Here is a 24888-nt window from a genome sequence, read left to right as displayed (position 1 = left end):
AATTTTTATTTATAGGCATGTAAAGTTACACCTTTAACTACACGATTTACGGTACCGCTTGGTGAAGGTGTATCTGGTGTGTTTCCCACTTTTACTGAACTTAATAATGAAATAGTTTGCGCATACATAACATCAGCAAGAGCCAGATATCCTTCTGGTAAAAGGGCATCTCCTGATTCAAATGTGAAACGATCACCACTAAAGTTATTCTGTCCCTCAATATCAATCCCAATTACTTTAGCGGCAATTTTATCTCCACTCACTTCTTCTAAAATATCAATATCGTATTGACGTGTATATTCTTGATTGTTAACAAATACAAAAACTAATGTTTTCTCGTTGACGAACGATTTAGGTCCATGTCGGAACCCCATTGAAGAATCAAACATTGTTGTTAGCTTACCTGCCGTTAGTTCAAGAATTTTCAACTGTGCCTCTCTTGTTAATCCCGATAAACTTCCGGACCCAAGATAGACAACCCGATCAAATTCCATATCAATAACAGCTTTTATTTCAGCTTCACGTTTAATCACTTCATGACCCATTGCAATAATAGTCTCAACATATTTTTCTTTAATATCCTTACGTGTTGTATCAAAAATTAATAACGCTGAGAGTGACATACAACTGTATGATCCAGTCATTGCAAATCCCTTATCATTAGACAGCGCAGGCATCATCAATAACAAATTACGTTCGTCATCTTTTGTACCAACAGCAAGTTTCCCTTCCGGAGCACAAGTAATTGTAATTTGATATAAATTTTTAATTATTTTTCTTGAAATTTCAACAGCGGCAACACTTTCAGGACTATTACCACTCCTAGCAAACGAAACTAAAATAGTCGTAGCATCTGGTACTAAATAATCATATGGTGCAGATACGATATCGGTTGTTGGAATACTTTCAAACTGATAATTTGCACGATCCCCGTGGTTACTTAAGTATGGTGTTACAGTATCACCAACATAAGCGGATGTTCCTGCTCCTGTAAAAATGACCCGAATCAACCCGTTCGAGGTAGATTTAACTGATTTTAAAAATGTCTTTATTTCGTCTGACTTTTCACTAAAATTATTAAATGCCTCAGTCCAAAGTTCAGGTTGTTGTTTAATTTCACCTGTTGTAATATTTGCGCCCATTATTTCCAACTCTTTTTCATTCTTCTCAAACATATTAAGCTCTCCTTTAGATGCCATTATCATCTATTTCTACTCTTTTTTTTGTTTCAAATTGCATAATACCTTTTTTACCAGCATCCAGTGCTTTCTCCATAAACGCGCTCATGTTCAAATCCCGGTTAAATAACATATCTAATAACATCGGTATATTCGATCCTGTTAAAACGCTTACATTATTATGCAGTAATTTTATTTTAACTGCTTCATTAAATGGTGTTCCTCCAGGAATATCAGTAAAGAAAACTATTCCATCTAAGCCGTTTAATTTGTTAAGCGCTTTCATATAGTCGCCGCTTAAATCTTCCGCGGTCATTCCTTGTATAAAATCACAAAGAATAAAATTTTCTTGTTGTCCGGCAATAAGTTCAATATTTGATCCCATTCCAGTTGCAAAGTTCCCATGTCCAGCTACTACCATACCAATCATATAATTATCCTCCCTTATTTATTGTGTCGAATATGATAAGTAAATTTATCACCCCTCGCAATACTCAACGTAAATTCAATTACTTCATTTTTTGTGTTATACGTCGTTCGCTCTAATTTAAGAACAGGTGCACCTTCATAAAAATTTAATAAAGTTGCATCATTGCCTGCCATAACACCTGCTGTTAAAGATTCATCAGCCGTTTTTACAATCTGGTTATAATCATCTAAAAAAATGACATACATCGCTTGCTTATTTAATGTCTCCACAGTTAAAGAGGGAAATTTAGCATACGGTAAGTAAGTTCTCTCTAACATCATTGGTTCATCTGATGCAAGTCTTAATCGTTTTAATTTAATTACCTTGGTACCAACTTCAACTTTTAAACCTTGAGCAATAAACTCATTAGCACTAATAACATCAAAGCTAATTATTTTACTACTCGGTTCTTTATCAAGGGAAACCATTTGTTCTGTAAAACTAAACGTTCCCCCTAAATCAGTCTTAATTTTAGCGATATTCGACACAAATGTTCCTTTACCATGTTGGCGATATACATAACCCATTAGTTCTAACTCATTTAGTGCTGTTCGGACAGTCGTACGACTCATATCGTAAGCAATAGATAAATCACGTTCAGACGGTAATTTATCATTCACCTTTAGATTCTTTTCAATTTCTTCTTTTAGCGTATCTACTAATTGATCATAGAGTGGACGCTCATAATTACCGTTTAACATTACTTTTCCCCCAAGTGGTTACTACCACATACATAATATATTATTTTTAAAACTCTTTGTCAATAGTTATTTTTATATTAACTATTATTAAATCATTTGTATTTTCAACATTGGTACCTACCATTAATCATGTTTTTTAATTCCCCCCTTCTAAAGTAATCATATTTCACTTTAAAGTTATAGATTATTAGCGACACACTACTTCGCTGTATAAAATTATCGTGACCGATATGACTTGCTTTCTAATTATATCAATTAAGCATAACTTTTATTTATTAGATTCTAAACTCATATAAATTCTTTCTACAATAAATACGTAAGGGTACTAAAAAGTTACTTTAGTCTAAATAATATACATCTAAAATAAAACGTTTACATTTTAGTAAAAGTTTAGTAAAATGTAGTTGTTAACTAAAAGAATGCGTTTTCACGTTTATTATTTTTATGTTTTGCTATTATGAATAACAATTTCTTTTACCAAAAATCTATTATATAGGAAGAGGTCATTAGAATGGATACAAATAAATTAACGATTGATGCCGAACGATTTGCAGCTGCAATTATTGCCGGAAATCCTAAGCAAACAAATGAAGATAACAAGATATATATTAAACGTCAATTGACGTTATACCTTGAATCAGTTTTGTTAGTTAATGATTTTAATTCTTTAGAAGAAAACCAATTAGGTTCTGCTAAAGAAAAACAACGTCAAGCAATTTTAGATAAGATTATCGAACACAGATATAACTAATTTTAACTACACTCGAAAGGAATTAAACTAATGAAAAATTCTAAAGATTTTAAACAATATGCTTCATATGCCTTTGGTGCATTTGGACATGATGCCTTTTATGCAACACTTAGCACTTATTTTATGATTTTTATTACAAGTCAATTATTCGTTACAAAGGATGCTGGTTTCAACGCTAAAATGATTGGTTACGTCACAACTATGATGGTTGTTATTCGAATTGTTGAGATCTTTTTTGATCCTTTAATTGGTGGCGTTATTGATAATACTCGTACTCGTTGGGGGAACTTTAAACCATGGTTACTAATCGGTTCAATTGTCAGTTCAATTGGATTAATCCTTATTTTCACTGATTTTGGTGGTTTAGCTACAAGCAATCCTTATCTTTACTTAATTCTTTTTGCCATTGTTTATATCATTCTAGATAGTTTCTATTCATTTAAAGATATTTCATTCTGGTCAATGTTACCAGCTCTAAGTGTCGAATCAGAAAAACGGACTAAATTTGGAACAATTGCTCGTTTTGGTTCAACATTAGGTGCTCAAGGTGTTATTATCGTTATCGTCCCAATCGTTGTCTTCTTTTCAAAAATGTTCTCAGGTACAACTGGTAATACACAAACAAAAGCAGGTTGGTTAGGTTTTGCTATTGTTATCGGTTTGGTTTCATTCTTAGGTGCTTTAGCAACTATTTTAGGAACTAAGATTGAAAAAAATGCAATTCGTGAAAATACTGAAAAAGTTCGTTTCCGTGATGTTTTCAAAGTTATCGGTAAAAATGATCAGTTAATGTGGTTATCATTATCATATTTCCTTTTCGCTTTTAGTTATGTTATTACAAATTCACTTTTGATTTACTACTTCAATTATGTTTTAGGTAGTGCAGCTGCATTTACTACTGTTGGTGTTCTAACAGCAGTCTTAGGAATTATTTCAGTTTCATTGTTCCCAACTTTAGTTGCATTGGTTCATCGTCGTGCTATCTACCTTGGCGGAATCGCTGTCATGCTATTGGGTTACATTCTCTTCCTATTTGCTGGTACTAACCTTGTTGTTGTCTTAATTGCTGTTGGCTTATTCTTCTTCCCATATCCACTTGTTTTCTTAGCAGCATTGATGACAATTACGGATAGTGTTGAATACGGTCAATTAAAGAGTGGAACACGTAATGAATCTGTTACTTTAGCAGTTCGTCCTTTGTTGGATAAATTAGCTGGTGCCTTCGCTAATGGTGTTGTTGGTTTTGCCGCAATCCAAGCTGGTATGACAGGTAGTGCTAAACCAAGCGATATTACAAACAGTGGTTTACTACAATTCAGAATGTACATGTTCTTCGTTCCAATGGCCTTAATAATTGTTGCTGCTCTTATCTTTATGTCAAAAATTAAATTGACTGAAGCTAAACATGCTGAAATCGTTACAGAATTAAAAAAGAAATTAGATTAATATAATTAAAAAAACAGCGATCAGATAAAATCTGGTCGCTGTTTTGCTGTCTAATCGTTAAGTCCTTTACCATCAAGAATTTTCGGAATATATTTAATAATTCTAGCCTCACGCGTTTCTGTTTTTTTAGCATCTGCAAAATAACGTGCATACGTTTTTTGACGTCCAAGCGTTAACGTTTCAAAAAATTCTTCCAATTCTGGCATTTCATTCATTTTTTTCTGGAATTCCACTGGCAACACTAATTCAGTTGGTTTACCCTTAGGAACCTTTAACCCAGCCTTTTCTGCATTAATTGCTTGTTGAATGTAATCACTTATCTCTACTTTTAAATCAGTAACATCTTTTAAGCTATGAAATCTAATTTGGCGACCAACCTCAGTATGTTCGCCCGTTGGAACTAAAATACCCTTACCATCATCAATCAGAGTTCCTTTTAAGAAAAGTAATGCCATATACTCTTTAAATCCTTGAATTAAGACAATATTTTTACCATTTAGTGTATAACAAGGTTTGCCCCATTTAAATTCTTCAGTCAGTCCCGTTTCGAGTGCAAGTTCTCTTAACTGTGTCATTTCTTCTTTCCATTGTGTTGCTTTTTCTAAGTGTAAATCAACTTTTGGATTCTTTTTAATTTCTGTCATTGTCTTAACCCCTTTATTTTATAATCTTTTTTCTGGATTTAATTGTAGCCCAATCAATGAACATAACAAGAAAAATGCAGCTAATAATATCGTTTTAGTTCCCATTATCGGTACCATAGCACCCATAGAAATTGCGCCAAAAAGAAATGCTAAGACGACACCCAACATCCGCCAACCTTTAGCCATTGCGATTATATTACCTTTAACAATTCCGTCATAAAAACTTTCAGCCATTGTCCTCAAATTACCCGTCATCATAAATGACGTAAAAGGTCCTCCGTTGATTTGTCTAAATTCTTGAAGTTGAGCTGCTGCAACCATTGAAATGATTCCTGTAGATAACTGTGCTGGCCAATTTCTTGGAATAAATGCAACAATAATTAAAAGGATCGTCTCAATACCGATAACAAATCGTTGTCGTTTATTAATTGAATCTTCTTCTTTAAATCGATGTTGCAGATTTCTAGTTATAATAATACCAATCATAAAAGCAAAAATTGGAATCAGATGATCGAATATGGCCCCCCATTTCATTTGGCCCATATCAATACCTAATATAATTAAATTTCCGGTTTGCATACCAGCGAAAACACCATCATGTACGATATAGGTATACGCATCAAATCCCCCGCCGGCAAATATTAATCCAGCGAACAGTACCCTATCCAATAGTGACATTGGTTTTTTCATCAAATCCTTCTTTCAGATTGTACTTAAAATATTCTTTCAAATTAAGTATACTAAATTATCAGAAGTTAACAAGAATATACGATTAATTTTTACTATTAAAGACGTTATCAAGCGATTTTTTCTGTTTTAAAGTTTATAATGAAATTAGTTTTTATAAGACAAGGGAGATTACTTTTATGCATTTAGCCATTATTGGTGCCGGACCACGAGGTCTGATTACACTTGAACGACTCATTGCTTGGCAACAAGCAGATCCTTCAAATTCACCACTTACTATTGATTTATATGATCCATATGGTGTTGGTGGGCGCGTATGGTCACCAACTCAACCACACGAATTAATCATGAATACCGCAGCTCAACAAATTAGTTTATTCTATGGAACAAGCGTCCAATCTATTGGTCCAGTTATCCCAGGACCAAACATTTTCGAATGGGCTCAATCTGATGCTCATGATTTTATCGAAATAAATAATTATTCAGCGGATTTTTTAACTGAAATTAAAGATTTACATCCAAACGATTATGCAACAAGAGCACTTTTTGGTGTTTATATCCAATGGTACTACGCTGAATTACTTAAACGTGCCTCTAACAATATCACAATTAATTTGAATAAAAGTACGGTTACACAAATTTCAAAAAAAGCTGATCAATTTGAAATCACAACCGCCTTACCTTCAGTTAGCATCGTTGACTATGTCGTAATGTCTTTAGGTAATCTTGAAAATGAATTATCTGTCGGACAAAAAAGATTTGATACATTCGCTACAGAAAACAAGTTAACTTATGTTTTACCAGGCTTTCCAAATGAAACAAAACTAGATCATATCACGCACGAAGATACTGTTATTTTACGTGGCTTAGGTCTTAGCTTCTTTGATTTAGTGACCCGTTTGACTGTAGGCCGTGGTGGTCTATTTAAGCGATTAGAGAACGGGCAACTACAATATCAAGCAAACGGTAACGAACCTCACATTGTGGCAGGTTCGCGTCGTGGATGGCCTTATCATGCCAAAGGGGATAATCAAAAATCACCCGGCGAAGAAACTCAAGCTCATTTTTTAACGGCGGCTAAAATGGCAGTTTTCATGGAAAATGGTACCGTTTCTTTCAATGAATTTTGGACCTTATTAAGTCATGACGTTGAATATCAATATTATTCATTACTTGTCGCACAGAATTATCCAAAAATCGATTTAACAAAATTCCAATTAGCTTTCTTAAAAGATCCTAAAGTAACCGTTGAGCGATCAATTATTCTTGAAGAAGATCGCTTTAATTGGGATCATCTAGGAAATCCAATGACTAAAAAACCTAATGAAGATTTCAAAGCCGTTATGTTAGACCATTTACAAAAAGATGCAGTAGATGCAAAATTAGGTACTAAGACCGGACCATTGACCAGTGCTCTTGAGGTTTTACGTGACTTACGTCTTCCGGTTAGACAATTAATTGATAACCGTCTCTTAACAGATGATGACTATTTAACTAACTTCTTAGGCTGGTTTAATTCATTAAATAACTTTTTAACAATCGGGCCTCCTACCATTAGAGTTGAACAATTACGGGCACTCGTTGAAGCTGATGTTGTTACACTATTAGAACCTGGAATGGTCGTCGATACTAAAGATCATCAATTTGAAACATATAGTGCAAACCAACCAGATCAACGCTACTTAGCAACAACTCTAATTGAAGCACGCGTTCCTGCTGTTCATGCGACAACAGCAACAAGTCCTTTAATAAAACAGTTACTCGATACAAAAATCGCCAATCCTTTAATTTTAAATCCAACTAAAGGTGATTCTGTTATAGATGGCGCAGTCAACGTTGACCCTGTCAGCAATTTATTACTAGATGAGCATAAGACACCGCAACCTGGTTTATACTTCTGGGGTGTTCCGACTGATGGTGTTCATTGGCTAACAGCTGCAAGTCCAAGACCTTTTGTAAATGATGTTAGTTTACGCACAGCTAATGATATTGTTAAAGCTATTTTTACAGAAGAGTCACATAAATAATAATTAAAAAAGTGAATCATACCCTATATTGAGAATAGAGTATGACTCACTTTTTTAATATCTTTTACCTATTAAATTGACGTTAATTAATCCTAAAATAATAATTTTCTACTTGAGGATAACATTATATTCTAAATCATGATAAAATCATTAACTAGATATCCATCAACATTTCTTTATTAATTATGCTACTTAAATCAAAGGAGAAAAATGATAAAATCAATTATGCACGATGAAATATTTCTCGCACAAAAAGCTGAGATTGCAACTAAAAATGATGGCTCAATCGTAACCGATTTATTAGATACATTAGAAGCAAATAAAGAGGTTTGTGTTGGAATGGCTGCCAATATGATTGGTGTGAATAAACGAATTATCGTTTGCCAATTTGGTAATCTAAATGTTCCCTTTATTAATCCTAAGATTACAAAAAAATCTGGACGTTACAACGTCAATGAAGGTTGCCTTTCGTTGACTGGCGAACGTCCAGCACAACGATATGATTCCATTACAGTTGATTATTTAGACAAATCATTTCAACCACAAACCCAAAAGTTTTCAGGTTGGATGGCACAAATCATTCAACACGAAGTCGATCATTGTGAAGGTATTATCATCTAAATGAAAAAATCTCGAGAAAATAAATTCTCGAGATTTTTTTATTATTTAAATTTAAGCTTGAGCAGTTGGATAAATCGTAAATTCATTAACATTAACTTCTTCTGGTTGATCAATGGCAAACTTAACCACGCGTGCAATTGCGACCGGATCAATTCCAACTTGTTCATAAAATGACGACATCCCTGAAAGGGTTTGTTCATCCGTAATAGTATTTAATAATTCTGTGTTAATTGCTGCTGGATATAAGGTTGATGTTCTTATATTTGTTTTTTCCATAGCACTTTCTGTCCTTAGAACTTCCATTAAATTACGGACAGCAAATTTTGTTGCGCCATAAACACCTGCATCTGGGAATGATTTAATGCCTGCAACAGATGATGTTGTAATAACATGTCCATGTTTTTGTTCAATAAATATAGGCAACACTGCAGCAATTCCGTTCAATACACCTTTGATATTGATATCAATCATATCATCCCATTCATCCGTTTTTAAAGCCGATAAGGGCGAGTTAGGCATGATTCCAGCATTATTGAATATAACATCTATCCCACCAAAAGTTTCTTGTGCTAAAGTAACTAAATTCTTAACGTCACTTGCCTTAGTGACATCAGTAACGGCATATGTTGCCTGACCACCATTCTTTTTAATTTCTTCAACAATCTTTGCTAACTTAGCTTCACGACGAGCACCTAAAACGACTTTAGCCCCACCTTCAGCTAACATTCTGGCCGTTGCTTCACCAATACCACTTGATGCTCCTGTAATAACAACAACTTTATTTTCTACTGACATATCATTATCCTCCAATTTAATTAGTATGTTTACATTACTCTTTAAAGTGCACTCTAAGTCAACAAAAAAAGACTCATTTTTATACAAAATAAAAGTGAGTCTCTAGTACCTATTTATTTAAACGGTAAGCAGCGTGATATAAAGGGCCTACGTATTCATTAAATGCAAAACCTGATTTAATTCCAGCAGTTACAAAATCTTTTGCTTTATAGACAGCTTCTTTAACTGACAATCCGTTTGCAAGGCCCGCAGTTATGGCCGCTGCAAATGTACATCCTGCTCCATGATTATAAGCAGGCGTTATCTTTTCAGTTTCTAAAACCTCAAATTGAGTTCCATCATAAAATAAATCAAGCGCCTTTTCACCCTTAAGAGCTTTACCGCCTTTAACAACGACATTTTTTGCACCTAACTCATGAATCTTAATAGCTGCTTGTTTCATGTCGTCAAGTGATTTCAAAGTTCCCATTCCAGATAAAACACCAGCTTCAAACAAATTAGGCGTTGTGACTGTCGCAATTGGGATCAATAAATCACGGATAGCATCAGCTGCTTCTGGATTTAATACTTCATCTTCACCTTTACAAACCATAACAGGATCAATCACAACATTCTTAATCTCTTTTTCTAAAATGCTTTCACGAGCTACTTCTGTAATTGCAACACTACCAAGCATCCCTGTTTTCATTGCAGCAATATCTCCGCCGGCACCTGTCGTTTTCAACTGTGCTTTTACTAATTCAGCATCCATAACAGTTACGTTATGTGCCCATCCAGCATCTGGATTCATGGTAACAATTGAAGTTAGCGCAACCATACCATAAGTTCCAAACTCTTCAAATGTTTTCAAATCTGCTTCCATACCAGCGCCACCACTTGCGTCGCTACCAGCAATTGTTAAAACCTTAGGAATTATTTTCGTCATTACTAATCTCCCTTTTATTGGATGATTTATTTTTAAATTAATATTATTTTATCATACGCCTTGTTATAAACAGCGATACTATTAGGAGTCTTACGCTTCAGAAATATATCGGTATCATTAAAGAGCCACTCAAAATTTTAAATGACAGCTTTCACTTCTTATAAACCTAATGACATAAAAAAAGTTTTTTTATTTATCTAATTTTTGATCGACACTTTTTGTTTCTCTTAATAAAAAGACTGCTGCTAGAATTCCAATAATCATAATGACCAATGATGTTAAAACAACTTGAATCATGCCTTTATCAAAAGCTGTTAAAACAATCTTTTGAACTTTATCAGCATAAGGAGTCGCTATTATTTTTTGACTCCACGCAACCATATGTCCAGAAAATGCTCCTGCATTTACTAAGGCTTGCTGAATACCCGTTGCAGCTACACTAGGAATATGACTATCACTAAAACCAGTGCTCAAACTTGATTCATATGCTTTAGTTTGTGCTAAACCAAGAATTACAACGCCTACTGTTATTCCAATTTGACGAAAAACATTCAATAAACCAGATGCCATGCCAATTTCTTTTGGATTAATATTATCCATAGCAGCAGTATTAATCATCGGATTAATAATAGCGTTACCCAATCCAGTTAATACAAGAAGCGGAAGTAATTGCATGTAGGTAAAGTCCGTTGTTGTTACCTGGCTAAACGTAAATAAACCAAGTGAGGCAACGATAAATCCAAGTGAAATCATCCACTTTTTACCAAACTTGTATCCTAGAACTCCTGTAAAAGGACCTAAGACAAGCGACCATAAACTCATAGGTAGTTGATGTAATCCCGTGGAAAAGGCTGAATATCCCATATAATTTTGCATTAAACTTGTTTGATAAGCGGCTAACGCAAAGATACCAGCACCAAGTGCAAATGCAAGAATTACAACACCAACAAAATGACGATTTGTTAATAATGTTAAATTCATCATTGGCGATTTAACTTTTAACTCTACAAAAACAAAGGCAGTTAAGATTAAAATTGATGCAATTAACCATCCCATAACATGCATATCAGTCCAAGCCCAATGCATATGTTGTTCTTTTTGAATTAAGCCATAAATACCAGCAAATAATCCAACTGCTGAAAGAATCATTCCTATAAAATCAATCGATTCCCCAGCGCCATATGCAGGTGTTTCTTTAACATTTCTAATAACCAAATAAATCGCAATGATACCGACCGGTAGATTAACAAAGAAAATTGAAGGCCAACCAAAGTTCTCAACTAAAAATCCACCAACTAAAGGTCCGATTGCTGTTGAGAATCCAATAACTGATCCTAAAATACCAAGTGCTGTCCCACGTTCTCGGCCTTCAAAGTTAGACGCAACTAACGCCATTGATAAACTCATCATTCCTGAACCACCAATTGCTTGAACTGCTCGACCAAAATCAAGAACTAATAAGTTTGGTGCAAGCCCATTTACAACAGATGCAATCGTAAACAAAATTGTACTAGCGATGAAGACTTTTTTTCGTCCAAACATATCACCTAATTTTGAAACAATTAATAAACTGACTGCATACATTAACGTATATGCATTTAATATCCATTGTAAATCACTAAATGTTGTTTTAAAATCAACTGCCATACTTGGTAAAGCAACATTTACAACAGTAACATCTAAAAGGCCCATAAAAACACCTAAACTCATAGCGAACAATGCTACCCAACGATTTGTTGCTTTTTTCATTTTTTATTCTCCTTTTGTATATCTTTAATTTGCTCCACTACACCAATATAATTCATACCACATATTTTAAAGCAATAAGTTTCATTCCATTTAGAATCATGGACGACCATTTTTCCAATACCAATCGTAACTTATATCCTGACATATTACGACTCATTAGTACTGTTAAAATTAATAATCTATACATATCACTTTAGCGTCTTTCTTCGAAGTCCTTTTAGAAATCACTATTAGACTCATATAAGTATAGTTTTTTTAGCCCTATTTGCAAGTTTTTTGTAAAGCTAATATTTTGCCAATATACCTTAATCATGATAAGTTTTACTTATAATAAGTAAATAAAAAGGAGATTTTATAATGGCAAAATTAACAGAAGATATGAAAAAAATGATTCCTGAACAACTTAATTTTCTTTCAACCGTAGATGAAAATGGGTTCCCACAAGTTGGTCCTAAAGGATCAATGCGTGTTTTTGATGATACGCATTTGATTTATAATGAAGAAACAGCTAAACATGCATTACACAATCTTCAAAATAATGGCCGTGCAGCTGTTGCTGTTATAGATCGTCCTAATCTAAAAGGCTTCCGGTTTGAAGGCACAGCACATTTAATTGATTCCGGTAAAATTTTTGACGATGCTGTTAAATTTGGTGAAGAACGCCATTTACCAAAAATGTACTATGCTGTCATCATTGATGTTGAACGTATTTACAAATTAGATGCTGGCCCAACTGCTGGTGATTTAATTGCTGATTAAATATTAAGACAAAAGGACTAAATCCCGTAAATGGGATTTAGTCCTTTTGTCTTATTTTTGAGCTAATTGTTCTAAAATAGCTAATCCAACACCATCTTCATCATTCTTTTTTGCATGATGATTAGAAATATCTTTATTAATTTGATGACCATTCTCCATTGCATAACTGATACCTGCAGCTTTTAACATCGATATATCATTCAAATTATCGCCAATTGCCATCACTTCTGACATAGGAATACCCATACTATCAGCAAATTTTTTCAACGCAATCCCTTTTTGTGCATTAACATGATTAACTTCAAGATTATTATCCCCTGAAGAAGTCACAATGAGTGTTTCATTTTCTTCAATTTTATTTTTTAAAACAGATAAGTCATCTGATTCATCCGTTTTTCGAATAAGAAATTTAAACAAATCTATTTCAGAATCATCAATAATTTCACTGTAATCGTCTATATAATGAATAGGATTTAAGTTTAATTTGATAACCGCTTCATCATATTTAAGAGGATCATCTGAATAAACACCTTTTGACGTCATAACTTTGAAAAAGGCATGTTCATTCTTCAAAAATTTAATGAGTTTTTGTGCCTCTTTTTTTGATATTGGAAAACTATTAATTTGTTTGCCTTCCTCAGTTACCGTAGCGCCCCCATTATAATTAATCATCGGTGCACTAATACCTGCTGCGTCAATTAAGGGTTTTACCTCATCATAACTTCGTCCAGTGGCAACAACAAAAGTCACTCCCATTTCTTGAGCCTTCTTAATAGCCGCTGCGTTACCCTTCGAAATACTATTTTCATTATTTAATAACGTGCCGTCCATATCTGATGCGATAATTTTAATCATACTTACTAGACACTCCTCTGATTTCAGTTTAGTAGCAACTTAAGCATAGCATGCCACCTAAATAGTGTAAACGTTAACATCTAGACAAAATTAAAAAAGACTACTAATCTATAGTAATCTTTTCTAATTTATGTTTCCTAACCTAACTAATTTAATTATCGATTGTTATGCTAATTCCCGTTAATCTATTTGAGAATATTGATAATTTACTTGCATAACTTGGATGATCATTATTAGCTTGAACAACTTGTTTAAGTGTACCAAAGTCATCCGTAATAATACCATCAACGTTCATAAATAACATCTTTTGCATAATCGTTTCATCATTTACAGTCCAAGCATAGACATCCTGGTTCTTATCATGTGCCTTGCTCACAAATGAGTCATCTAGAGTTGTAGCTTCCATAGTGTACGCATTTGCTGGTGTTTCTGGAAATGATATATTATATGGAATAATAAAACTGATATAAAGCTTTGGTGCTTGTTTTTTTACTTGTGAAACAACATCATAACTTAAAGAATGAATTCGATCCTTATCAGCTAATAGTCTTTTTTGATATTTTTTAACAAAGTTTTTAGTCATATTGGGACTATCTTGCGGAGATACTTTGATTTCAACTAATAATTTTTGATGATTCTTCTCTGCTGCCTTTAAATATTCATCGAAACTTGGAATTTTAGCTGAATAACCATTTTCACGAACAGTTAATGCTGTTAACTCGGATAATGTTAAATCATGTACTGTCCGATTAACATTCGCTAAATTTTCCAAATTTGGATCATGCATAACAACAAATTTATGGTCTTTTGTTTCTTGAATATCCATTTCGATGTAATCAGGTTTCTCTTTAGCTGTTTTTTCTAAGGCAGGAATGGTATTTTGTACACCATTTCCATCATCAACTCCACGGTGAGAAATAAGAACTGGATAGTCATTTAGCATCCCCTTTAAGTAAACATAATTATAAATAGAAGCTGTCCCTGCAACTAGTATCAGGAGAACAACGACACTAACTTTCTGTAATTTAATAAAGCGTTTCTCTTTATAGAATGTTTCTTGAACGGGTTTCAAATGCGGTTGTTGTTCTTCAAAAACATCTAGCGCAATACCTAACAACATAGTCACACTTAAAGCTAATACGATTTGTCCTAAAATTTCCAAAATAAACAGATTAAACATCACAATCATAAATGCTTGATTTTGAAAATGATTATCTACATAGTTCTGAATTAGGAACAAACTAATTTGAACAATTCCTGATATAAAAGCTATAGAAGCCGTAATTACTAATCCTTTTGTGACGGTTATCCAAAATTTGCCACGTCCAGCTTCCCAACTTTGTTTAATTAAATGACCGATTCTTTTTTCTGAACTAAACAACATAGTTGGAATAAAACTAATTAATCGGATAGAGAAGAAAAATGCTACACCATAGACTAAAAGTATTGGGCCCCAGATAGCTGGACTTGTCCACATATCTTGAAGAATAAAATCTGGAATAGTCACCTTATTTAATAAAGTAGATGTAAATAAGACTTGTCCAAATGGTAAAATTAAAACGAAGTAAAAAATAACGAGCAACGCTGTTAAAGGACGTAACTCTAAAACGTCATGAATTGATTGTTTTAATAATGACTTAAATTCAATTTTTAAATCATAACGAATAGCTTGAATACCCCTGATCATGAAAGACATTTGAATATAAACAATACTTAATATAACTAATATAACAAGGATAAACTCAATTAATAATATAGGTTTATCCTCAATAACCGAAATAATGTTAGTATAGGTTAAATATTCGACTTGGTTACTACTAAGTATCTGGCTTACCACCCAAGTTAAGATTGGTTGTACCACTGCAGATAAAATATAATTAGTAACAACTACTAAAATAAAATACAATTTCCAGTGTTGAAAAAATTCCTTATAACTTTGATTTAAAAAATGAAATGTTCTACGCATATTTTCCCCCAATTAAATATTTAATATGTACTTTATACTATCATAGCCTTACCTTTTTTTACATTTATTGACTTTATCCGCGTAAAAATTGAATCTTACTACCTTAGCGTGGTAAATTAGATAGTATCGTTTCTCATAAAAGGAGTTCATCATGTTAAAACATAAAAAAGGTTGGTTTATCTTATTATTCTTAGTCCTAATCGTCTCTATTGGTTCATTATTCTTTTTCATTCAAAATTCTCACTCCGTTTCCAATACTAATCACCAAAAAAATAGCTCTAAAAAGGTAAGTTCATCTTTACCCAAGAAAACTATTAAGAAAAATAAGCTCATTTCAAATACTAAAATAGACAGTTCGCATTGGAAATCATTTAAGGGCCAGACCGAATTTCCAATTTTAATGTATCATAGTATTTCTGTTGGAAATTCACTTCGTATTCCTGAAGCACAATTTGCCCATCAAATGCAGTGGCTTAAAAAAAATGGTTACTACACGTTATCACCTGCTGAAGCTATCGAAGTTTTTAAAACACATAAAAAACCTGCTAATAAAATTGTTTGGATTACTTTTGATGATGGTTACAAGGATAACTATGAAAAAGCTTATCCTGCTCTCAAAAAATATCATCAAAAAGCAACCATCAACTATATTACAAGCCACTTTGGCCACATAAACAAACTAACTATGCCACAAATGAACGAGATGCGAAAATCAGGTTTAGTAAGTATTCAAAGTCATACTGTCCATCATGAGGAACTTAATCAGATGACCGATGCACAACAAACTTTTGAATTTAAGAATTCGAAAAAATGGCTAAACAATAAATTTCATCAAGAGACATCAATTATTTGTTATCCAGTTGGTCGCTTCAATAACCAGACCGCTAAACTTGCTAAAGATGCAGGCTACAAACTTGGTCTAACGACATTACCAGGACTCGCTAATGAAAGCCAAGGACTATTCACCTTGCATCGTGTCCGTATCTCACCCGATTTATCAGATATTTCTTACAAGTATCTTTTAGAACACGGCATGTAAACAACACAAAAAAAAGGAATAAATCGCTGTTTGATTACAGTGATTTATTCCTTTTTTTTGTTAAACATTTTAATACACCGAAAGAATTATTTAATTAAGCTTAGTTCTAACCCTAATGCTTCTGCGACACGTGTTCCGTATTCCTTATCAGCTTGATAAAACTGTTTAGTTTCACGAATCTTTATCTCAATATCTTTAACTTGTCCCAGATTTAATTTAATATTTTCAATTAAACGTGCTTTTTCATCAGTAGGTAACAATCGATATAATTTACCGGCAGCAGTATAATAATCCTCATTTACTGAATAGTTGCCTACTTTTCCATCCAATGTATCACCATGAACTTCTGCATGGCGATTTTCTTCAGGTCCACCTAAACTGTTGGGCTCATAGTTAACATCACCGTTCTGATTTTGCGCCATTAAACCATCTCGTTCATAATTATGAACCTCATTTTTAGGACGGTTAGTTGCCAATTGTTCATAGTTAGCACCTAATCTATATCTTGCAGCATCTTTATAACCAAATAAGCGTCCTTGGAGTAATTTATCTGGTGAGGCTTCAATTCCTGGAACGAAGTTAGCTGGTGAAAATGCTAATTCTTCAATATCTTCAAAATTATTTTTTGGATTTTCATCTAAAACCATTTGGCCAATTTCAATTAATGGATAGTCCTTTTGCGAAATAACTTTCGTAACATCAAAGATATCTTGCGGATAGGCTAATCCTGCTTTGTAAGGCACAATTTGTACGGCTACTGTCCAACTGGGGTAATCTTGATCCTCAATCGCATTATACAAATCATTTTGTAAGTAATCAGAATCTTTTCCTCTTAATTCTTCAGCAACCTCATTACTTAAATTATGAACACCTTGGTTTGTTTTGAAATGATATTTAACCCAAAATTGTTCACCTTGCTTGTTTACCCATTTAAAAGTATGACTTCCATAACCGTGCATCATTCGGTAACTAGCAGGGATCCCACGATCACTCATAAGCATTGTTACTTGGTGAACTGTTTCAGGTGATAACGACCAGAAATCCCACTGCATATCCTGACTTCTAGCATGCGTTTTTGGGTCACGCTTTTGGGAATGTATAAAATCTGGGAATTTCAAAGCATCATTAATAAAGAAAACGGGCGTATTATTACCCACAATATCGTAGTTACCTTCATCTGTATAAAATCTTACTGCAAATCCTCGTACATCTCGATAAGTATCCGGATAACCTGCCTCACCAGCTACTTGTGAAAAACGGGTTATGACTGGCGTTTTCTTGCCCAAACCATTGAAAAGACCTGCCATAGTATAATCACTCATATCTCTAGTTAATTCAAAATAGCCTTTAGCCCCTGCCCCTTTTGCATGGACCACTCTTTCTGGAATACGTTCTCGATTAAAATGTGCCAATTTTTCTAGTAATTGGTAATCTTGAACTAAAACCGGTCCACGAGCCCCAGCTGTTTGTGAATTTTGATTATTCGCCCATGTTTGACCTTCATTTGTTGTTAAATCCCCCATGATGATTCCTCCTATTATCTTATTTATAAGTCCAATCCTAGCACCTAAACTGATAATTACAATTATTTTGACTTTTATAACTTGAATCGGAAAGTAGGTTTTAAATATCATAGTGAGTTCTAGTTAATGTTTATTTTTTTATCATTTTATGACATTTTAAATCAAATAATAACAAAAAGCCTTGATAACATAGTATTGTTATCAAGGTTTTAAAATTAATTTTATCTAGTTTTTTAAGAAAACTGTTACAGAAGCCGCAATTACAATTAGTATAAGACCAATAATAATAACTAACCATTCTTTACCCGTTTTTTTAGTGCGCATAACGACAATTCCTGAAATCGTTGCTCCAACAATTGAAACTTGTGAAAGGACGAATCCAGTTGCCAATCCAAGCATTGCAGGTTGAGCTGAAACTAAATAACCCAATGCTGCCATTGCAAAGAAGAAACCAGAAAAAATTTGTTTGTACGTAACACTTTGTGTAAAAATGTTATTTTTATTTTTCGTTAATTCATAAATTCCAAGAATTAATCCAAATGCTGCCATCCCGATAGCTTGTGCTAAAAACATATGCATACCATCAGTATTTTTAGTATATTGTGGAAGGATACCATATAATGAATAACCAACTTGGGCAATCAATAAGACACCAACTGCCTTTGTAAGTAGTTCTTTATTTCCAGCTGATTTCTTTTCTTGATAAGTTGTCATATAAGCTCCAACCAAGATAACAAATACAGCGATGAATCCATATAATTTTGATGAAACTGGACCCCAGTTACCAAGCATTACAACACCCCAAACTACATTTGCTGTAATTTGGAAAGCTGTTGAGATTGGCATTGCTTTAGCAGAACCTAAAGCATTTCCATCCTGATCTTTCATCCCAAAAGCCATAATAGTTAAAACATTTCCAAAGGCCCAAGCTGCCCCTGAGAAAAATGCTAACCAAAAATTAGAACCTTGTAACATGGGCATTCCCATGACTAATGAAAGGACGATTGCAACAATCAAAGTTCCCCATGTTGCTCCAAAAATACCTTGAACTGGTTTACCGCCAAAATATGATACTAAAGTTGGATATGCACTCCAACCAATAATTGCTAAAAGTGAGAAAAATAATCCTAACATATTCATTTTTATATCATCCTATCCTTATATTAATAACTATTTAATTGCTTCGCCTTCAAAATCAACATTTGATTCCAAAACGATATTTGAAAATGGTGTGATTTCACCTGTTCGTACTGTAGCAATATTATTATCATCACGACTCATCGATTTCAATTCATCATGTGAAATGAAAACAACTTCAACATCATCATCTAATAAAGCCTTGATAGCAGCATATTGTTCAGGATTAACCGTTTTAATTTCTTCAGCTAAAAAAGCTTTTTGAATTTTCATTTCAGAAAGTGTTGCAGCTAAAACATCAATAAATAATGGTAATCCACGTACGATTGAAAGATCAATTTTACGTCCATCATCCTTAATTGGTAGGCCTGAGTCACCAATTGTTAACCATTGTGTATGTCCAATTTCAGAAATAGCATTTGATAATTTTGTATTCAAAAGATTAGTTTTACGCATAATTTATCTCCCATTCAACAATTTAAATTTATTTATTAGCATCCAAAACAGCTAATACAGCAGATTCAGTTGGAATACTTGGTTGTGCACCAGCATGTGACACCGTTACAGATGAAGCAGCTGATCCATAACGCATAGCTTCAGCTAAATTATCTAAATTAGCATGTAAACGTGTTGCTGTAGCACCAATAAAAGTATCGCCGGCAGCAGTTGTATCAACAGCCTTAACCTTAAATGCTGGAACGACTCCTTCTTCACCATTATCACGCATGTAGAAAGAACCTTCTGAGCCAATTGTAATGATTACGGTATTAATTCCACGTTCAAAATAGTACGCAGCATTGTGTATCATTGAATGTTCATCAGTCACTTCTATCCCAGTCAATAAGAATGTTTCATGTTCATTTGGTGTAATAATATCAGTTAATTCTAATAATTCAGCTGGTAGTCCACCATTTTCAGGCATTGGAGCTGGGTTCAAAATTGTTTTAACACCATGTTCGCGTGCAATCTTGAAACCTTCAATAACTGATTCTGTTGGAATTTCTAATTGCGCAATCAAAAAATCTGATTCAGCAATGGCAGCTTCATGTGCGCGTACATCAGCTGGTGTCATATCAGCATTAGCGCCACCATAAATATGGATAATATTATCGCCTGTTTCGGCTGAAACAGTAATATAAGCTTGTCCAGTTTCTTCAGTATCTGAAACAATCACATGTTCAGTGCTTAAGTTTTCAACATTCATATTCTTTGAGGTATCAAATTCTTTACCAACTTTTGTAATCATGTTAGTCTTTGCACCAGAACGTGCAGCGGCAACACCTTGGTTCAATCCTTTTCCACCCATTGCTTCAACTTGATGATTTGGTGTGTGTAAAGTTTCGCCGCTAGTTGCGAAACGGGGTACAGAAACAACCTTATCAATATTAGTTGAGCCCAAAACAGTAATAACTTTTGCCATAACGTTTCTCCTTCATTTCTTTGATATATTTATCAAATAGAATGTGTATTCGATTACATCAATATAATACATATTATTTGCTTTGGCAAGCGCTTTCTGGTTTTAACTGCTAAAACTACCGACTTTTTCGCCAATTATTGACTAATACAAAAAAACCTGATGACATAAAATTGTCATCAGGTTTTTTATTAATATTAAAGTTTAATTTTGCTTACGATGTTTAATTTGTCATCAAGATCGTAAACAACTGGTTCGCCAGTTGCCATTTCAACGCCCATGATGTCTGCATCAGAGATGTTTTCAATGTATTTTGTAAGGGCACGTAATGAGTTACCATGTGCAGCAACGATTACATTTTTGCCTTCAAGTAATTTAGGAGCGATTTCGTCTTCCCAGAAAGGAATAACACGTTCCAAAGTAACTTTTAAGTTTTCGCCACCTGGGATAGCTTTAGGATCTAAATCAGCATAACGACGATCGTTAGCTGCTGAACCTTCATCAGTTGCGCTTAAAAGTGGAGGTAATGTATCGTATGAACGACGCCATACAAGAACTTGATCTTCACCGAATTGTTCTGCTGCTTCGGCTTTGTTTTGGCCTTGTAATGCACCATAATGACGTTCATTTAAGCGCCATGATTTGATTTCAGGAACCCATAATTGGTCTGAACCTTCAAGTGCGTAATGTAATGTTTTAATAGCACGTGTTAAAACAGATGTATAAGCTTGATCAAATTCGATTCCAGCTTCTTTAATCTTTTTACCAGCTGCTTGTGCTTCAGCAACGCCTTGTTCGCTCAAGTTAACATCTACCCAACCTGTGAAAAGGTTAGATAAGTTCCATTCACTTTGTCCGTGACGAATAAATACTAATTTTGCCATAAGATAAAATCCTCTTTTTCTATTTTTAGTTTACTGGTTTATTTTACACTGAAATGAAATAAATTAATAGTCTAATTTAAGCGATTTAGCTTTGCACTTTTGAGTCCCTTTAACAACTGATCAACAGCTGTTTGAACCGTTCCTAAATCAGTTGCCAAATTCATTCGAATAAAGCCTGGCGTTTCTTCACTAAACCATTGTCCATAATCAATAGCTAAGCCACACTCATTCTGAATAAATTCTTTCATCCGACTGGGATTTACATATGCTGAAAGGTCAATCCACATCAAGTATGTGCCTTCTAGTTCACTAATTTTAATTTCTGGAAATTTATTGACTAATTGGTGGCTGACTTCTAAATAATTGGTCCTTACGATACTCAGAATTTCATCTAACCAAACTGCTCCTGAACGATAAGCCGCCTCTCCAGCAACACATCCCATTAAACTACCCTCAGGTTTGTTCAAACGCTGTACCATTTTATCGTACTTAGCTCGTAATTGCGCGTTTGGAATAATGATATGCGAGTTTTGTAAAGCAGCTAAATTAAATGTTTTTGAGGGAGCATTAACGACAACCATATTATCTCGATAACGACCTTCGTCTATTGATAAAGCTGATACAAATGGTTTTTTTCCCACAATTAAATCTTGATGAATTTCATCCGAAATTACCATCACTTTATTTTCACGACAAATTTCAAAGAGTTGTGTCAGTTCAGCTTCAGTCCAGACGCGACCAACTGGATTATGCGGTGAACAATGAATAAGTAATTTAACGTGATTAGCTTTCATATCTCGTTCAATTGCTTCAAAATCCATTTCATATTGATTATTTTCATGTTTCAAAGGTGTTCGTACGATACGTCTGTTATTATCTTCAATTGCACTATAAAAAGGGTAATATACTGGTGTTTGAACTAAGACGCTATCACCTGGTTCCGTCATTAAATCGACTAATTGATATAATGAATTTACAACCCCTGTTCCAAATCTCATCCATTCCTTATGCAGTTCAATCCCATAGCGAGATTGTTGCCAATCAAAAAAGGCATCATAATATGAATCAGGAATTGTTGAATAACCAAAAACACCATGTTGTACCCGTGCTATTAAAGCATCAGTTACGGCTTTAGGTGCTTTAAAATCCATATCTGCAACCCACAGTGGCAATAATTTATCATCGCCATATTGCTCTTTTAAACTATCCCATTTAACTGAATTTGTATTTTTTCTATTCACTCTAAAATCAGCTAAAAATTTATTTTTCTTTACCATCAGTTTGACTATCCTTCCTTATTCCTTTAATTTTACCAATCCGTCCTTTAGATCCAGGAATTGACTTCACACCCAAGATATCCAAGAAGAATGTGAAAATGGGAATTCCGACAATCAAGCCCCACGTTCCAAATAATTCTTCACTGACTAACAAGATTACAAATGTAAAGAATATAGGTAGTTCTGTCCGACTTGACATAAATTTAGGATTTAATACATATGATTCTAATAAATGAACGACCATTAACATAATTAAGATGTAAACCACATCACGTACGCCACCAACCGAATAACCAACTAAACTTAATGGAATACATGAAATTAATACCCCTGCGACTGGAATTAAACTTAATAAGAAAATTAATATTCCTAAAGGCAAGAGCTGTGGCATATGCATGAAGTACAACCCAATCACAGTAATAACTGTATTAACAGTTGCGATAAAGAATTGTGCTTCAATAACGACACCAAATGATTTAACAAATTTTTCACCAAAGAAGTAAATATCCTGGAAAAACCAACCAAAATCACTTGATAAAAAGTTTTTTGAGAAATGTGTCATCTGATCTTTTTCAATCGTATAAAAGAAGCTTAAAATAAGCGATAATAAAAATGTTGCTGCCATAAAACCAATGCTCGTTATATATTGAAATACAAGCGTAAAACTACTTTTTAATTGTGGCACAATTTGAGATTTACCAATAGATTTAAGTACCCATTCCATCACAAGATTTGTATCTTTACCTGGATGACGATAAAAATTAATCACATAATGTGCCATTGAAACTGTTTGCGAAACTAAAATAGGAAAATACTTAGTAACTGCCAAATAAAGCAGCGCGATAATTGCCAGATATACTCCTATAACAATTATTCGACTATTAATTGATGAATGTCTTTGAATAACATTTATCAATCGGACTACTAAATATGTAAATATAAAAGTTAATAGAACAATGCTAATGACATCTTTCGCAAGAAAAATAACACCCATAATTACACAAAGTACAACAAATCTACGTAACTTAATATTTTCAATAAAACTTTGCCAAATTTCCAATAGACACACTCCTTTAACTATAGTCTTCATTGTACAAAATATTTACTAAAATGTCTGTAATTCTTACCTTTTTGTTCTAAAATAATTATCTCTCCGGAAAGTTGACGACTTGTCGTCTATTAAAACTTATGGTTAACTATGAAGATTGACTCTACGAAAGGAGTACTCTTGTATGGCTGAATTAATTTACAAACAACTGATTAGTAAACTTAAAAAAAGAATCGCTGCAGATGAATTTCCCGACATGAAACTCCCTGATGAACGTAGTTTGAGTGAAACTTATAAAATTAGTCGTAGTTCAGTAAAACGAGCTCTTAGCCAAATGGCTAACGACGGTATTATTTTTAAAAAACGCGGTTCCGGCACCTTCATTAATCCCTTATATTTAAAAAATAAAACCGTTTTTAATTATGAAGGCTCTAACTTAGGTGTTACAGACGGATTTGAAATGAATGGTAAAAGCCCTAAAGTTAAAGTACTAAGTTTTGAAGTTATTGCGCCCTCAGAAGATTTACAACGCAATCTTTTCTTAGACACAGATGATTTTGTCTACAAGATTGTTCGCTTACGTTTATTTGAAAAAACGCCTTTTATGATTGAAACAGGCTATATTCCAATTAAGATTGTTCCTAATTTATCTCAAACAATTGTTAAAGGATCAATTTTTAATTATTTGGAGGATATTCAGAATCAATCAGTTACTAAATCGTCGCTTTCAATCTACGCTGAACCATCAGACGAAAATGATCAAAAACTTTTAAATTTAAAACCAACTGAACCAGTTAGTATAATGGATGGTATTTTCTTCTTAGATAATGGTACCCCATTTGAATATTCAAGTATGAGATTTCATTATAAATTTTCTAAATTTAATACTTTCATGGCCGTTAAATAGGCTATTTAACGGCTTTTTATTTACTTTTTAAAATAATTGGTACGTTCCAATGAATTAAATGATTGACTTTTATTTAATGTTTG

General features: G+C 33.6%; 24 protein-coding genes. 7 read left to right on the top strand and 17 right to left on the bottom strand.

Annotation, left to right across the window (positions count from 1 at the left end):
- Nucleotides 1-5: 5 nt before the first annotated feature.
- The 3 genes from AC1RP4_RS00685 to AC1RP4_RS00675 are packed head-to-tail and all read right to left on the bottom strand — an operon-like array spanning nucleotide 6 to nucleotide 2348.
- Complete coding sequence (locus tag AC1RP4_RS00685) at nucleotides 6-1175, bottom strand: AgaS family sugar isomerase (protein ID WP_481761034.1); 1170 nt, start codon at nucleotides 1173-1175, stop codon at nucleotides 6-8.
- Nucleotides 1176-1188: 13 nt separating this feature from the next.
- The gene (gene agaF, locus AC1RP4_RS00680; RefSeq protein WP_481761035.1) at nucleotides 1189-1608 is read right to left on the bottom strand and encodes a PTS galactosamine/N-acetylgalactosamine transporter subunit IIA; all 420 of its coding nucleotides are present in this window, start codon (nucleotides 1606-1608) and stop codon (nucleotides 1189-1191) included.
- 14 nt (nucleotides 1609-1622) lie between these two features.
- Complete coding sequence (locus AC1RP4_RS00675; protein ID WP_481761036.1) at nucleotides 1623-2348, bottom strand: GntR family transcriptional regulator; 726 nt, start codon at nucleotides 2346-2348, stop codon at nucleotides 1623-1625.
- Nucleotides 2349-2859: 511 nt separating this feature from the next.
- Here AC1RP4_RS00675 and AC1RP4_RS00670 point away from each other — a divergent pair.
- Nucleotides 2860-3099 carry a hypothetical protein gene (locus tag AC1RP4_RS00670; protein ID WP_409021786.1) on the top strand — a complete coding sequence of 80 codons (240 nt, stop codon included), beginning with the start codon at nucleotides 2860-2862 and terminating at the stop codon, nucleotides 3097-3099.
- A 30-nt stretch (nucleotides 3100-3129) separates the two neighbouring features.
- Nucleotides 3130-4545 carry a glycoside-pentoside-hexuronide (GPH):cation symporter gene (locus AC1RP4_RS00665; protein ID WP_481761037.1) on the top strand — a complete coding sequence of 472 codons (1416 nt, stop codon included), beginning with the start codon at nucleotides 3130-3132 and terminating at the stop codon, nucleotides 4543-4545.
- Between the two features lie 50 nt (nucleotides 4546-4595).
- On the opposite strand, the gene AC1RP4_RS00660 is transcribed toward AC1RP4_RS00665, so the two are convergent.
- Nucleotides 4596-5189, bottom strand: coding sequence for a YdeI/OmpD-associated family protein (locus tag AC1RP4_RS00660; protein ID WP_481761038.1), 594 nt, complete (start codon nucleotides 5187-5189; stop codon nucleotides 4596-4598).
- 18 nt (nucleotides 5190-5207) lie between these two features.
- Nucleotides 5208-5879, bottom strand: a complete 672-nt coding sequence (locus AC1RP4_RS00655; protein WP_481761039.1) for a YoaK family protein — start codon at nucleotides 5877-5879, stop codon at nucleotides 5208-5210.
- Nucleotides 5880-6055: 176 nt separating this feature from the next.
- On the opposite strand from AC1RP4_RS00655, the gene AC1RP4_RS00650 reads away from it, so the two are divergent.
- Both AC1RP4_RS00650 and AC1RP4_RS00645 read left to right on the top strand, forming a co-directional pair.
- Entirely contained in the window at nucleotides 6056-7903 is a 1848-nt protein-coding gene (locus AC1RP4_RS00650) for an FAD/NAD(P)-binding protein (protein ID WP_481761040.1), read from the top strand.
- A gap of 210 nt (nucleotides 7904-8113) precedes the next feature.
- Nucleotides 8114-8524 carry a peptide deformylase gene (locus AC1RP4_RS00645; RefSeq protein WP_481761041.1) on the top strand — a complete coding sequence of 137 codons (411 nt, stop codon included), beginning with the start codon at nucleotides 8114-8116 and terminating at the stop codon, nucleotides 8522-8524.
- A 51-nt stretch (nucleotides 8525-8575) separates the two neighbouring features.
- Here the strand turns inward: AC1RP4_RS00645 and AC1RP4_RS00640 are convergent, their stop codons facing one another.
- The 3 genes from AC1RP4_RS00640 to AC1RP4_RS00630 all read right to left on the bottom strand — a co-directional run bounded on the left by AC1RP4_RS00640 (nucleotide 8576) and on the right by AC1RP4_RS00630 (nucleotide 11993).
- Nucleotides 8576-9319 (bottom strand): SDR family oxidoreductase, encoded by a 744-nt coding sequence (locus tag AC1RP4_RS00640; protein ID WP_481761042.1) that lies wholly within the window; start codon nucleotides 9317-9319, stop codon nucleotides 8576-8578.
- A 109-nt stretch (nucleotides 9320-9428) separates the two neighbouring features.
- Nucleotides 9429-10244 carry a bifunctional hydroxymethylpyrimidine kinase/phosphomethylpyrimidine kinase gene (gene thiD / locus AC1RP4_RS00635; protein ID WP_481761043.1) on the bottom strand — a complete coding sequence of 272 codons (816 nt, stop codon included), beginning with the start codon at nucleotides 10242-10244 and terminating at the stop codon, nucleotides 9429-9431.
- Between the two features lie 189 nt (nucleotides 10245-10433).
- Entirely contained in the window at nucleotides 10434-11993 is a 1560-nt protein-coding gene (locus AC1RP4_RS00630) for an MFS transporter (protein WP_481761044.1), read from the bottom strand.
- A 357-nt stretch (nucleotides 11994-12350) separates the two neighbouring features.
- Between AC1RP4_RS00630 and AC1RP4_RS00625 the strand changes: the two genes are divergently transcribed.
- Entirely contained in the window at nucleotides 12351-12752 is a 402-nt protein-coding gene (locus AC1RP4_RS00625; protein ID WP_481761045.1) for a pyridoxamine 5'-phosphate oxidase family protein, read from the top strand.
- A gap of 51 nt (nucleotides 12753-12803) precedes the next feature.
- Here the strand turns inward: AC1RP4_RS00625 and AC1RP4_RS00620 are convergent, their stop codons facing one another.
- Nucleotides 12804-13607, bottom strand: coding sequence for a Cof-type HAD-IIB family hydrolase (locus AC1RP4_RS00620; RefSeq protein ID WP_481761046.1), 804 nt, complete (start codon nucleotides 13605-13607; stop codon nucleotides 12804-12806).
- Between the two features lie 151 nt (nucleotides 13608-13758).
- Nucleotides 13759-15573 (bottom strand): glycerophosphoryl diester phosphodiesterase membrane domain-containing protein, encoded by a 1815-nt coding sequence (locus AC1RP4_RS00615; RefSeq protein WP_481761047.1) that lies wholly within the window; start codon nucleotides 15571-15573, stop codon nucleotides 13759-13761.
- A 151-nt stretch (nucleotides 15574-15724) separates the two neighbouring features.
- Between AC1RP4_RS00615 and AC1RP4_RS00610 the strand changes: the two genes are divergently transcribed.
- Nucleotides 15725-16612, top strand: coding sequence for a polysaccharide deacetylase family protein (locus tag AC1RP4_RS00610; RefSeq protein WP_481761048.1), 888 nt, complete (start codon nucleotides 15725-15727; stop codon nucleotides 16610-16612).
- 86 nt (nucleotides 16613-16698) lie between these two features.
- Here AC1RP4_RS00610 and AC1RP4_RS00605 read toward each other — a convergent pair whose 3' ends face one another.
- The 7 genes from AC1RP4_RS00605 to AC1RP4_RS00575 all read right to left on the bottom strand — a co-directional run bounded on the left by AC1RP4_RS00605 (nucleotide 16699) and on the right by AC1RP4_RS00575 (nucleotide 23910).
- On the bottom strand, nucleotides 16699-18138 hold the full coding sequence (locus AC1RP4_RS00605) for a catalase (protein WP_481761145.1): 1440 nt from the start codon (nucleotides 18136-18138) through the stop codon (nucleotides 16699-16701).
- 222 nt (nucleotides 18139-18360) lie between these two features.
- Nucleotides 18361-19275, bottom strand: a complete 915-nt coding sequence (locus AC1RP4_RS00600; protein ID WP_481761049.1) for a GRP family sugar transporter — start codon at nucleotides 19273-19275, stop codon at nucleotides 18361-18363.
- A 30-nt stretch (nucleotides 19276-19305) separates the two neighbouring features.
- The gene (rbsD, locus tag AC1RP4_RS00595) at nucleotides 19306-19728 is read right to left on the bottom strand and encodes a D-ribose pyranase (protein WP_409021800.1); all 423 of its coding nucleotides are present in this window, start codon (nucleotides 19726-19728) and stop codon (nucleotides 19306-19308) included.
- Between the two features lie 28 nt (nucleotides 19729-19756).
- Nucleotides 19757-20692, bottom strand: coding sequence for a ribokinase (rbsK, locus tag AC1RP4_RS00590; RefSeq protein WP_481761050.1), 936 nt, complete (start codon nucleotides 20690-20692; stop codon nucleotides 19757-19759).
- A 194-nt stretch (nucleotides 20693-20886) separates the two neighbouring features.
- A complete protein-coding gene (locus AC1RP4_RS00585) occupies nucleotides 20887-21573 on the bottom strand; it encodes a 2,3-diphosphoglycerate-dependent phosphoglycerate mutase (RefSeq protein WP_409021802.1) in 687 nt (228 codons plus the stop codon).
- A 71-nt stretch (nucleotides 21574-21644) separates the two neighbouring features.
- Nucleotides 21645-22850, bottom strand: coding sequence for a MalY/PatB family protein (locus AC1RP4_RS00580; RefSeq protein ID WP_481761051.1), 1206 nt, complete (start codon nucleotides 22848-22850; stop codon nucleotides 21645-21647).
- Nucleotides 22834-23910 carry an AI-2E family transporter gene (locus tag AC1RP4_RS00575; RefSeq protein WP_481761052.1) on the bottom strand — a complete coding sequence of 359 codons (1077 nt, stop codon included), beginning with the start codon at nucleotides 23908-23910 and terminating at the stop codon, nucleotides 22834-22836. The genes AC1RP4_RS00580 and AC1RP4_RS00575 overlap by 17 nt, the downstream gene beginning before the upstream one ends.
- A 172-nt stretch (nucleotides 23911-24082) precedes the next feature.
- Between AC1RP4_RS00575 and AC1RP4_RS00570 the strand changes: the two genes are divergently transcribed.
- Complete coding sequence (locus tag AC1RP4_RS00570; RefSeq protein ID WP_481761053.1) at nucleotides 24083-24805, top strand: GntR family transcriptional regulator; 723 nt, start codon at nucleotides 24083-24085, stop codon at nucleotides 24803-24805.
- Nucleotides 24806-24888: the final 83 nt, after the last annotated feature.

The sequence above is a fragment of the Dellaglioa sp. CoH-56-MRSF-10 genome (genome assembly GCF_056782175.1).
This window is presented reverse-complemented; position numbering and strand designations above follow the sequence as displayed.